This window comes from Chitinophaga jiangningensis (assembly GCF_900142605.1).
In the GTDB taxonomy this organism is placed as follows: domain Bacteria; phylum Bacteroidota; class Bacteroidia; order Chitinophagales; family Chitinophagaceae; genus Chitinophaga; species Chitinophaga jiangningensis.
Genome location: NZ_FRBL01000003.1, coordinates 519,633 through 531,875 on the forward strand (window position 1 = coordinate 519,633; position 12,243 = coordinate 531,875).

Below are 12,243 nucleotides of genomic sequence, written 5' to 3' on the forward strand. Positions count from 1 at the left end.
GTGAATTAAACCCCAAAAGGTAGCTATAATGGCACCTTGCGCGAACCCCACAGTATTCCGTTCTAAAATTGCGACCATATCCCCATGTTGTTGAATAGCCATTTAACAGCAAACTTTTGTACGCCATAACTATTCTAATTATTCTAAGATGAAAAAGGTAATGATTTCAGACGAGGCAGACACTCCTATCAATCCAGTATCAACGATCGATGAGCTGCTGCGGATGCAGATTGAAGAAGGTAATCTGATGCATCTTAAGAAGAAGCGGATCGTCTACAATGAAGGCAAGTCCGCCACTTCCATTTTTTACGTGCTGAAAGGGAAAGTAAAAACCAGCAAATGGAACGAAGATGGCAAAGAGCTGATCACTGGCCTGTACCATGAAGGAGACTTCATCGGTTTCCAGGCACTGATGGAAGGCGGCCGGTATCGCGAAACGGCCGAAGTAATTGAAGAAGCAGAACTGGTATTCATTTCCAGGGAAGACCTCAGCTTCCTGTTTCAGTACAACACCGCTTTCCTGCTGGACATCGTGCGGATACTCACCCGTAATATCGCCGATAAGCAGGAACAGATGCTGCGGATGGCGTATAGCTCGCTCCGTAAAAAAGTAGGAGAAGCATTGCTGTTTACCTACCAAAAGTATAATCCTACCGGAGAGGAAGAATTTTCACTCAACATCAGCAGATGCAACCTGGCTGCCATCGCAGGTGTGGCTAAGGAGTCGCTGATCCGCACCCTGAGCGACCTCCGGGATGAACACATCATCCAGATCCAGGATGGTAAGATCGTCATCTACGACATCCATAAACTGGAAAGGATTATCTATAACGACGACATCAGATCAGGTAACGAATAATACCCCATCAAATGAAAAAAGGATTGTTGCTGTATATACTCATCAGCGTTCAGCTACTGGCAATGGGCCAGGCCAATAAAACTGAGACCCAGGCGCCCAAAACAGACACGACTGCCCCAAAAGCAAAAGGACAAGCCACTGCCCCAACAGGCGGACTGCTGATCCGGCCTGCCACCATTGAATTCAGGCTGGCTAATGGTCAAACTTCCATGGGCAAGGTAATTATTACTAACAAGCTCCCGGTTAAAAAACAGTTTACTATTTACATCAACGACTTTGACCGGGACACCGTAGGGGCACACATCTACTCCCCTCCCGGCAGCACGCATCACAGCTGCGCCAAATGGGTAAGCGTAGATAAAACCTTCGTGGAAGTAGAACCCGGTGAAACCATTGAGCTCCCGGTAAAAATAGTGGCGCCCCTGGATACCGCCGCCATGGCGGAAATGAAGTGGGCCATGCTGTTTCTTGAAACCACACAGGAACAGATTGTGGAAGATGCCAAAGGCATGAAAACAAAAGTGCATAACCGCATGCGCGTGGGCATACATCTATATCAAACCCCTCCTTCCTTCACCGAAAGAGATGTACAGATACTGGATTTCAAGCTACCTACCGACAGCGCGCGCACCTGCAACCTGGTGTGTGAAAACACCGGGAAAATGCAGATAGAAGTAAACAGCTACCTGGAATTGTCCAATACATCTACCAATGAAAGAACGAAGGTAGATTTCCCACAATTTCCAATGTTCCCCGGACAGAAGCGCGTACTCAGCTTCCATATCCCGGAAACACTGCCCAAAGGCAAGTATTCCATCATTGGCGTGGTAGATGCCGGCAGCGACATCCCGCTGGCTGCCGTGCAGGAAAATATAGAGTTTTAGCGGGAACCTAAAAATTCTTTAACCATAGCGACCGACAGTAATGGTAGCTGGCTATCCGGAACAGGCGTGCAGATTTCACCAATGTAAGCCCCATGCACTCCCGGCAGGATAGCCAGTTGGCCATGCTGTAAAGTACGTGACAACTCCAACGCATGATCGATTGTGATCACATCCTGATTACCATTGATCACCAACGCCGGCGCAGTAATATTTCGTATATCCGTGTCCGGTATATCGGTGTAGGCTTTCATTCTGGCTACATCCCGCTCAAACATTGCTTGCAGGCCCGCCGCATCCGGGTTGGCTTTGAGAAAACCTTCGGCCAGCGGTGCCGGCAAATCCTTCACTGTAACACCATCAAATCCATCGAAGAAGCCAGGTATGTGCCCTGATAACTTATAACTGGCAGACATTAAAACCAGCTTCCGCACCAGTTTCGGGTGACGGATCGCGATTTGCAGGCAGGTGGTACCACCATTGCTGAAACCCATGAAATCGGCCCGGGAAACGTTTAATTGACGCAGCAATTCCGCTACATCATCCGCATCCTGCTGAAACGACAAAGGCCGGTCTATGTCTTTTGTATGCCCATGCGCCTGCAACTCCACTGCTATCACCAGGAAATCTTTTGCCAGATCGGGCAATACGCGCCCGTAGGTAGTTTCGATCGTGGAACCACCACCATGAAGCAATACCAGCGGCTGCCCCTGGCCGTGTATCTCGTAATACAAATGAAGTCCGTTTACATCGGCATAATGCGCCCCTGGTGTAAGTTGTGCTTGCATAACAATTGGATTAATCAACATCAGCAAAAAAGATAATAGTCGCATCCTGTTGCTTTTCCCAAAAATAAAAAAGCACCGCAAAATTGATGCGGTGCCAATGCGACAATATTTTGGAGGATTACGACAATCAACCTGGTGTGCTGATTTTACCCCAGAAGGATTCGATTTTCACCAGCTGGATGCCCTTATCGGGATTGGCTGCTATGAATTCGGCTGTTCTGTCACGCACCATCTTAATGGTGGTAGGTGACTGCGGAACTATGGTGTATAGTTCAGGAGTGGTGCCAGGGTTGAGTGTCAGTTTAAGCTGCTGGAAAGTAAAATTCCCTTCCCGGGTTGGCTTTGACCCACGGGCTTCCATAAACTTACCACTGGAGGTACCGTTGAAAACCAGGTAAGCAGGTCCTTCCGTCACCTTGCCCAGGACTTCGTCTGTCAACTGCTTTTTCAACTGTTCCGCGAAGGCCGCATCGGTAGCCTGCACAGTAATGGTTAGTGGAAATTTGTCATTTCTGTCCACCCGGCGCCAGCCGCCACCTCCCTGTAATCCGAGTACCTTTACGGTTACGCCTCCCTGGCGTTCATCACCAACGGCACTGAGGGTAAGCGTCACCGCTCCCTCTATTAAACCACTGATCAGAATTTTGCGGCCTTCCAGTTTCGCGGTGGCCAGCGTTTCGTTCGAATTGGTGAGCTTAAGGCCTGTGACCGCGGTATCCAGGATGGTCAGACTAGTATCTTTCCCGGCCCAAACACTCACGTTGTAGGCGGAGATGGGGATGATGGGTTTTACTTCCGGATCGTTTGAGCAGGCAAACAACGCTACAGCAAATAAGCTAACTAAGCAATAATGGAGTCGGTTCATGAGCAATCAATTTATCAGGTACTGCGCTTTGGTGATAAAAAATAGGTTACGTCAGCATGGAATGCTTTTACAAATAGTCTAACGGTTAGGGTTACTGATAAGTTACATGAAAGGTTTATTCCCCTATTCTGCCCGCAGATGCTGAACAGCAGCTGATTTCCACGCATGAATTGTTTGCAGGAGCATGGCACCTGCTACCAGCAGCACCAATATAATGGCTGGTATTGCTATCAGAATGCCCGCAGCTGGAATGTGATAAGCATAACCTGCCAGCCACTTATTCATGCCCCACCAGGCAATAGGGATAGCTATGGAAAGCGATAACAGCAGGGAGATTTTAAAGTCGCCGGAAAACAACCATACAATATCCATCATGGATGCACCCAGTACTTTACGAATACCAATCTCTTTGCGGCGCAGCTGTGCGGAATATGCCGTAAGACCGAATATACCGAGGCAGCACAGGCTGAGTGCTACTACGGCGAAACAGGCGCTGATACGGGCCACCTGTTGTTCCGTGGCATATTGTGCCTGGTAGGTATCATCCAGAAAGCGGTATTCGAATGCGAAACCTGGATTATATTTTTCTGTGAAAGTTTTAAGTGCAGCCAGTGTCAGTGTTTCCTGTCCGGCATTGAGACGCAGCAACACGGTTTGCACCAGGTCGTCCACCTGGAACACGGTTGGCTGAATGGGTTCGTGGAGGGACTGGCTATGGAAGTTTTCTGTAATACCGATGATCCGGCGTTGCTGATCCCCTATTTTTATCAGTTTACCTACGGGGTCCTGTAGTTGCAATGCCACTACAGCGGCTTTATTCAGCATTACCTTCCCGCTGTCGGCAGCTGCGTTGCCCGTAAACGAGGTGCCCGCGAGCATAGGAATGCCAAGTGTTTCCACCAGTCCTTTGGTGGCGTTTACGTTGCTGAGCAGGAGCCGGTGCTCCCTTCCTTCCGCAGAAATTTTTACTTCAGCACTATGCATGGAGGTCATGTTACCTACCATAGCGGCGCTTTGCGTAATGCCCGGCACTTGTTTTACCGCTTCCAGGTAAGCGGGAATATTGGTTGCTATCCGGCCTTCGGCCTCGAAGGTAATCACCTGGTCTTTATCAAAACCCGGTGAAGTTTTTTGAAGATAGTGAAGCTGCCGGTAAAGCACCAGCACGGCACACAGCAATATCAGCGAAATAGTGAACTGGAAGGTGAGCAGCCCTTTTCTGGCAAAGAGCTCCTGGAGATTCACGGGCAGCTTGCCCTTCAGGACGGTAACCGGTTTCAGGCCGGAGAGATAGCATGCCGGGTAGCAGCCAGCCAGCAACCCTGTTACCAACGGTAGTGCAGGCAGGAGCAGCCAGATGTAGGTGCCTTGTAGCAGGTGCATCTCCTTACCGGTAACCTGGTTGAAATATGGTAGCAATAGTACGGCCAGTAACAGACCTGTTAAGGCCGATAGTGTGGCAATACCAATCGATTCGAGGAGGAATTGTCGCACCAGCGAAGCGCGGGCAGCTCCCATGGCTTTGCGCACACCAATTTCTTTCATACGCCTGGAAGCCCCGGCAGTAGTGAGGTTCATGAAGTTGATACCTGCAATTACGAGTATGAGTATTGCAATCCAGGCAAAGAGTTTGATATAGGTAATGCGGCCGCCGGAAGGGCGCCCGTTTTCGTATAGGCTATACAGGTAGTTGTCCGCATAGCTGGTCAAGAAAAGGTCCCTGGGCTGGTTGTTGAAGCTGCTGATCCAGGTACTTAGTTTTTTATTAAAGGCGGCGGGATTGGTGCCAGGACGCAAGGCCAGGTAGGTATGAAAAGGACCTGCGGCATTGCTGCCATCAAGCGTTTGTGGTATCTGCATAATATCCCTGAAAACGGCAAAAGGCAGCACCATATCAAAATGGATACTGGAGGCGGCGGGGATTTCATCACTGATGCCGGAAACTATAGAGGTGCGTTGCAGGTTCATCAGCTGCCAGGAGATGGTTTTCCCGATAGCGGCTGTGGGGCTTCCAAATAAGCTGGTAGCCAGTTTTCGGGAGATGACAATGCTTTGTTTGTCCGCCAGCACCTGGCTGGGTTGGCCTGTCAACATGGGGTAAGAGAATATCCGGAAGTAATCTTTTCCGGCAAAGATGGCGGCTGCCCGTACTGGCTTATCCGCTGCTGTAACGGCAACTTTAGGGAACCAGTTTTCAGGTGTGGTGGTTACAGCCATTTCCACTTCCGGAAATTGTGCCGGCAGTGTTTCACCCAGGAGCGGCGAGGTTTCAGCTGCTGTGGCGATGCTTCCTTCCTGGGTCCTGTTTTCCATTACCTGGTATAATCTCCCTTGCTTGGCGTGAAACCTGTCGGTTTCATATTCGGCGATCACCCATCTGCTGATGAGGAGCACCGCTGCCATGGCGACGGAGAGTCCGGCTACATTCAACCATGTAAACCGGGGGTTCTTGGACAGGTAACGGAAAGCAGTCTGCATCCAGGTTTTCAGCATGGCGGAAGAAGTTTAAAAGGGGATAGAAAAAAGGATGCCGCGGCATTCATATCTTACTAAATAATAATTTATAAATAGACAATTTTAAGTATATGTCCGAAAACGATACACATTTGTCCGGAAATGTAACAGTTATTAAATTTAACTAGTTGCAGAAGATTGGAGTGGTAATGAGAAAATATCCGTAATTTACGCTCCCCCTTAACTGGTAGCACCACTACCCGAACTACAACTGAAAATGTTACATACTATGGATATCACGTTTGGCAAAATAGCCATGACTCTATTGAAAACCGAAAAACGTGCCGCCCTCAAAAAATACTGAGATGATTAGATTAATACGGAAGATTATTTTTGCCGGAGTACCTCCGGATGCGGGGAATCAGTATAACAGTGTGATCGTCATCAATGCGCTGGCGTTGCTGACATCTATATTTCTGGCGGTGATAGGCAGTTATTTTTATTACCTGACCAACAGTGCTTACCTGATCATTGGGGTGGCTGCCGAATGTATATGTTTTGCAACGGTTATCTGGTTTAATTCCCGGCATATTTACGAGTTTGGAACCCTGGGTACCGTTTTAACCCACACGGTTTTTGCCTGTTACTTCGGCGCCCTGTTAGGGCCAGCCATGCCAGAGGCTTTAATTACGGCGTTCTTACTGACCTTTTTGATCGGATCCTCCTTTTCGGTATACAAACGCTGGGGCGTACGGATTTTTTGCCTCGTTATTGCCATCCTGTTGTTTACTGCCATTGGAATAAACAGTACATATGTGCTGATAAAGCCGCTGGAGCTCAGCTATGATGCCTCTGCCGATATCAAGTTGATTTGCTGGATAGCCATGCTGGTATTAATTGGTTTCAGCACCTGGCTGCTGATTAACCAGAACGACCGCTCGTTGAAGGAAGTTTCGCGGTTGAACCGGGAGAAGGCATTGTACCATGCAGAAATTAACCATGAGCTGAGAAATACCATCCATACCATTGTGACCTTTGCACAACTCATCGACAGCTCAAAGCTGACTGCCGCCGAGCAGCAGCACCTCATTACCTGCCTGAAAAGTTCCTCTGCGCAAGCACTGGATATTATCAATAACGGGCTGCTGCTCACCAAGATAGAAGCCGGTAAGGAAGAGGAATCAGTGGAAAGCGTGATCGAGCTGCAGTCGTTCCTGCAGGACAAGGTCAATATTTTTAACATCCTGGGCAACCTCCAGCAGAAAAAAATCGTACTAACCTGTAACGTTGCCGGATCGATCAGTACCGACAGGCTGGCGCTCACCAAGATCGTCAACAACCTGTTAACCAACGCGATCAAGCATAGTAACGCGGGTGCCACCATCGGCATCACGGTAACGAAGGAAGATGGTGTGCTGACGCTGAAGGTTTCCAACCCTGGAACCATCTCCAAAAGCAGAATTGCCAGGTTATTTGAGCCATTTGAATCGGCTAACCAGTCCAAATTTGACAGTACAGGCCTGGGGTTATATATCACTCATTATCTGGTAATAAGATTAAAGGGAAAAATTACCGTTAATGCCGAAAATAATGTAGTATTGTTTACAGTTCAACTACCGGTAAAAGATGCTGCCAATATTACTGCTGCGGAAGAAGAAAAAGTAGACTTTGATCTTACCGGTTTTAATATTCTCGTGATTGAGGATGACCTCATGAACCAGGTAGCGCTGAGTCGAACCCTCAAAGACAAAAACGCTACAGTAACGGTTACAGGTAGTGCTAATGAAGGGATTCAGCTGATGGACCAGAAGGTGCCCGACCTCATCATCACTGATCTGAACATGCCAGAAATGCTAGGCACCGACCTGATAGCCATTTTACGGAAAGACCTCCGGCTCCGTAACATTCCGGTCATATTGATCACCGGCCAGACAGCCGACTTACCTGCCAATAGTTTAAGCAGCGGCACTATCCGATTGCATAAACCTTTCAAGGTCAAAGAGCTGTATAGCGCCGTCCAGGCTCAGCTTCGCTGCTGATCTTAATTTCCTTTTACATTTCTCCTGATAGGCTTCCGCAGTAGCAGCAAGAATGATATATTTATCGTGGTACCAATCTTTGCTAACTGTGAATACTTTGTTTTTTGAGCTCAGGCTCATTTGGAGATTTGTCAGGAATGACTTCTGGGATACTATTGTCCCTTGCTACACCACCTTTATTACAGCATGGATTTATGAGAACAGGCATATCCAGGATTTTCCCCTAGCCTTTCTCATGTGTACAATCTACACCATGCTGTATATTCTCACCTTTTGCGTGGCCAACCAGGTCAATTCGGTGGAAGAAGATGCCATTAACAAACCAGACAGGCCCTTGCCAGCCGGACTGGTGAGCAGGCGGGGCGCGATAATCAGGCTGCTGATCTATAACGCCTTCTTCATTATTGTAGCCTATTTATTTAATGTACTGTTGTTTGCCATTGCATGGCAGGTGATTACCATCATCCTTTGCGGCTGGGGGAGCAAGCATTGGGTGACTAAAAACCTGATTTGTATTTCGGCCGGCACAGTAGCCCTAATGGGAGCTGAATGGCAACTCACCACTCCTACCATCAGCCACAACGTGTGGCAGTTCATCATCTTTCTCAGCATCTGGGCCGGTTTTGGGCTGCCGGTGCAGGACCTCCGCGATCAGGTAGGCGACGCCGTTATGCACCGCAAAACATTACCGCTGCAATTCGGCGACCTGCTGTCACGCAAAATGCTGTTTGTTTACTTTCTAACGGTATCGCCTATACTCTACTATTTCGCGATCGTAAGTCAGGAGAACTTTTCGGCATGGGTGATTGCGCTGATTGTAGCGCAGTATATATACCACGGTGTGGTAGCCTACCGGGTAATGCGGTTCAGAACCAGTAAAGCGGATGACAAAACGTATCACTACTTCGTGTATCTGTTTATTGCGACGATACCGGTGATCTGTTTTTTGAAGTAATGCAGGACTATCTTTTTTTTCGCTTTAGGCGCCTTCGGCGCCTGGAGAGCGATCTTTTTTGCACGCAAAGCAGCCAAGCAGGTAAGCAGCTAAGGATTATGTTTTGTTATTAGGATTTTTGTTACCGCCTACGGCGGTAGCAAAAATCCCTGAGAGGTGAGACCTTCGGTCTCACCTCTCAGGATACAACTTAATGGAGCAAAACACAAGCCTTAGCTGCTTACCTGCTTGGCTGCTTTGCGAGAAAAAAGTTCGCGTCCTGGCGCCGAAGGCGCCTAAAGCCCCATAAGTCTTTGCGAGCTCAATTGCGGGGAGCTTACTCATGTGGCGGGTACCTGCTTTTCCAGGTCCGCTATGATCAATGCTTTCATGCTGGTATTGATATAGTCTTCCGCTTCCGCATAGGAGATCTCATAGTTCCGGGGGATACCGCGCAAGTGCTCCGGAAAACGCTCCAGTTTTTTATCGTAGAAGGCATCCAGTTGCGTTCTGCCTGGCAGCTCATATTTTAGTTTTAGCTGAAAACGGCGCAGCAGCGCGGGATCTATTAGATCGTAGAAATTGGTGGCACACACGAGGATACAGTCGTGCGGGAAGTAATCGATCAGCTGCAGTAACGTGTTTACCAGCCGGCGCATTTCTCCGGAGTCGTGATCGTCCGTGGAACGCATTTTCCCGATCTGGTCAAACTCGTCGAGGAACAATACGGCCTTATCGCGGATCGCTTTATCGAACACCATTTTGAGGTTATGGGACGTTTCTCCCAGTTTGGAAGATACCAGGGTGCTCAGGTTAAGGATAACGATGTTTTTGTTCAGTGCGTTTGCGATTGCTTTGGCAGTGGTGGTTTTTCCGCAGCCTGACTGTCCGTGCAACAGAATTTTATTATCCACCGGCAGCTCATACTTTTTGAGCTCACCGATATACCGGTGTTCTTTTACCACCTGGTCCAGCGCCGCTTTGTTTGCTTCGCTGAAAAACACCTGCTCCAGGACAATCTTTCTGGGATCAATAATGATCAGATCAAAAATACTCATCTAAAAAATATTACTGCCAGGATGCCTTTTGTATCTCATATACAAAATTCAACCGGTTAGGTTCTCCGTAATAGGCTACCTCCTTTTCCGCAACCTTCTTAGCGCCAATACGGCCAATCGCCATCTGGGAGCGGACGTTGGTGGCGCCGATATGGAAAACCACTGTATCTACATAATTAAAAATATAATCCAGCATCAGCTTTTTCACAGATGGGTTGATACCGGTGCCCCAAAATTTGGTGGCGTAAAAGGTATAACCAATCAGGATGCTGTTGGTGTCAGCATCGTAATCATAAAAACGGGTGCTCCCTGCAATTTCTCCTGTAGCGTTATCAATTACCTTAAAGGCACCTCCGCTGGCCAGCGCACCATCAAAAAAGGAGCGGAATACTTCGCGCTTGTAGCGGTCCTTGTTGGGATGCTGCTCCCAGATGGCCGGATCCGAAGCAACGGCGAACACTTGCTCGAAATCGGCTTCCTGTAAGGGAATAAGCGTGGCTTTGTTGTTTGATAAAGTGGGCTGTATCGAGAAATTCATGTACACTTTGTTTTATTGCAATGAGCGTACAAAGGTACGAAGGTTGTCTTAAATCCAGCTCTGGCGAAGAACAGTTGTCGATTTTTGTTCCTCGCCGTAGGCGAGGAACAAAAATCGACGGGGAGCACAGCACCTGCGGTGCTATACTCCCCGTTGCAGAAAAAGTAAAAAAATCGTTTAGCCAAGTACGTGATACGCCAGTACCTTCTGTACTTCATACACATCTACAGATTTATTGAACTGCTTTACTATGCTGGGATGCAGCTCACTGGACACCCATATTTTCAGTTCGGCATCCAGATCGAAAGTACCCGCTGTTTCTACGCTGAAGCGGGAAATACTCTTATAGGCAATGCTGATATAATCCGTTTTGCTGCCGGTGATACCTTGTTTATTGACCAGGATCAGCCGCTTGTTGGTAAACAGAAATACGTCCCTGATCAGCTTAAAGCCCATCTGGATCTGTTCTGAATCGGTCAACAGCCTGGAATATTCTTTTACCAGTTGTTCCTGACTTACGGCCCCGGCATTACCCAGCAGCCCGGAAAAAAGTCCCATGTGATACGTTGATTTAGGATAGAAAGATAGATAATTTCGTACATTCGGCATATACGTTTATTGTTACCTATTTTATGCTGACAACCAAAATCAAACCACTATGCCGGCGGTTCAACCGAATGGCCCTGCTTCTTTTCATGAGCATTTTTTTCCATCACACGCTTGATGCCCAGCAGCTGCCCGCTTCCGTACGGTATGCCTCCGGCAGAAAAGTGATGAAAGACCTGAGCACCATCCTGAGCCCCGAAGGCATACAGGAATCCTTTGAGGCCCCCATTGGTGGCCTCAAACAATGGGTTTCCGTACGCGGACAAGACAGCAGCAATCCTGTGATCCTGTTTGTGCATGGCGGCCCTGCTTCTCCCCTGGCCCCGGTGAGCTGGATCTTTCAGCGGCCGCTGGAAGAATACTTTACGGTAGTCCAATACGACCAGCGCGCTTCCGGCAAAACCTACCGGATCAATGATACGACCGGCCTCGGTGCCACAATCAGGGTTCAAAACTACGTGAACGACGCTGTGGAGCTGGCCACCTACCTCTGCAAAAAATACCACAAGAAAAAAGTGATTTTAGCAGGCCACAGCTGGGGCACCATAGTAGCCATGAATGCGGCACTGCAGCGTCCCGACCTGTTCTACGCTTACGTTGGCATAGGCCAGGCCATCAATGTGATGGAGAATGAAAAGCTCAGTTTCGAGTTTGGTGTAAAAGAAGCAACCCGGCTGAAAAACGATACCGCACTGAAAGAAATGGCCACCATTGCCCCCTATCCGGGCAACCAACCCGTAACCAGGGAGCGGATTATCATCGCCCGGAAGTGGCCCCAGTATTATGGTGGACTGGCAGCCTACAGGACGGAGCCGAATTATTTTTACAGCGCACCGTATTTGTCGCCCGAATACTCGCCGGAAGATGTCCCGGCAATCGACTCCGGCAGCCTCTTTACGCTGGACCGCGTGATGGCGGAATTCCTGGCAACGGATTTCAACCACGTCAAGTCCTTCCCTATTCCCGTGTTTATGTTTATGGGGAGACATGATTACACTACGCCCAGCGAACCCGCCAACAGGTGGATTAACACCGTGAAAGCACCCTATAAAAAAGGTATCTGGTTCGAACATGCCAGCCACCTGATTCCACTCGAAGAACCCGGGAAGTTCCTGGTTTCCCTCGTGGAATATGTACGCCCCCTCGCTATTAAATAATAATCCGGGAATATATTTTGTCGTTACAAATAGTCTACTTATTTTGTAGACTATTTGTAACGCT

The 12,243-nt window shown here is 48.5% G+C and carries 11 protein-coding genes; 5 read left to right on the forward strand and 6 right to left on the reverse strand.

Annotation, left to right across the window (positions count from 1 at the left end; translation table 11 throughout):
- The first annotated feature begins 148 nt into the window (after positions 1-148).
- Positions 149-859 (forward strand): Crp/Fnr family transcriptional regulator, encoded by a 711-nt coding sequence (locus BUB18_RS09535; protein ID WP_073080193.1) that lies wholly within the window; start codon positions 149-151, stop codon positions 857-859.
- An 11-nt stretch (positions 860-870) separates the two neighbouring features.
- Complete coding sequence (locus BUB18_RS09540; RefSeq protein ID WP_073080194.1) at positions 871-1,743, forward strand: hypothetical protein; 873 nt, start codon at positions 871-873, stop codon at positions 1,741-1,743.
- On the opposite strand, the gene BUB18_RS09545 is transcribed toward BUB18_RS09540, so the two are convergent.
- The 3 genes from BUB18_RS09545 to BUB18_RS09555 form a co-directional block, all read right to left on the reverse strand.
- Positions 1,740-2,528, reverse strand: coding sequence for an alpha/beta fold hydrolase (locus BUB18_RS09545; protein WP_073080478.1), 789 nt, complete (start codon positions 2,526-2,528; stop codon positions 1,740-1,742). The two genes, BUB18_RS09540 and BUB18_RS09545, sit on opposite strands and share 4 nt — an antisense overlap.
- Positions 2,529-2,655: 127 nt before the next feature.
- Positions 2,656-3,393 carry a hypothetical protein gene (locus BUB18_RS09550; protein WP_073080196.1) on the reverse strand — a complete coding sequence of 246 codons (738 nt, stop codon included), beginning with the start codon at positions 3,391-3,393 and terminating at the stop codon, positions 2,656-2,658.
- Between the two features lie 123 nt (positions 3,394-3,516).
- A complete protein-coding gene (locus tag BUB18_RS09555; RefSeq protein ID WP_073080198.1) occupies positions 3,517-5,886 on the reverse strand; it encodes an ABC transporter permease in 2,370 nt (789 codons plus the stop codon).
- A gap of 326 nt (positions 5,887-6,212) precedes the next feature.
- Between BUB18_RS09555 and BUB18_RS09560 the strand changes: the two genes are divergently transcribed.
- Positions 6,213-7,886, forward strand: a complete 1,674-nt coding sequence (locus tag BUB18_RS09560) for a hybrid sensor histidine kinase/response regulator (protein ID WP_073080199.1) — start codon at positions 6,213-6,215, stop codon at positions 7,884-7,886.
- Between the two features lie 52 nt (positions 7,887-7,938).
- A complete protein-coding gene (locus BUB18_RS09565; RefSeq protein ID WP_083549664.1) occupies positions 7,939-8,841 on the forward strand; it encodes a UbiA family prenyltransferase in 903 nt (300 codons plus the stop codon).
- Positions 8,842-9,161: 320 nt separating this feature from the next.
- Here BUB18_RS09565 and BUB18_RS09570 read toward each other — a convergent pair whose 3' ends face one another.
- The 3 genes from BUB18_RS09570 to BUB18_RS09580 all read right to left on the reverse strand — a co-directional run bounded on the left by BUB18_RS09570 (position 9,162) and on the right by BUB18_RS09580 (position 10,974).
- On the reverse strand, positions 9,162-9,878 hold the full coding sequence (locus BUB18_RS09570) for an AAA family ATPase (protein WP_073080202.1): 717 nt from the start codon (positions 9,876-9,878) through the stop codon (positions 9,162-9,164).
- Positions 9,879-9,888: 10 nt separating this feature from the next.
- A complete protein-coding gene (locus BUB18_RS09575; protein ID WP_073080204.1) occupies positions 9,889-10,416 on the reverse strand; it encodes a GNAT family N-acetyltransferase in 528 nt (175 codons plus the stop codon).
- A 177-nt stretch (positions 10,417-10,593) separates the two neighbouring features.
- Complete coding sequence (locus BUB18_RS09580; RefSeq protein ID WP_073080205.1) at positions 10,594-10,974, reverse strand: PH domain-containing protein; 381 nt, start codon at positions 10,972-10,974, stop codon at positions 10,594-10,596.
- Between the two features lie 119 nt (positions 10,975-11,093).
- Here BUB18_RS09580 and BUB18_RS09585 point away from each other — a divergent pair, with 119 nt between their 5' ends.
- Complete coding sequence (locus tag BUB18_RS09585) at positions 11,094-12,179, forward strand: alpha/beta fold hydrolase (RefSeq protein WP_073080207.1); 1,086 nt, start codon at positions 11,094-11,096, stop codon at positions 12,177-12,179.
- Positions 12,180-12,243: the final 64 nt, after the last annotated feature.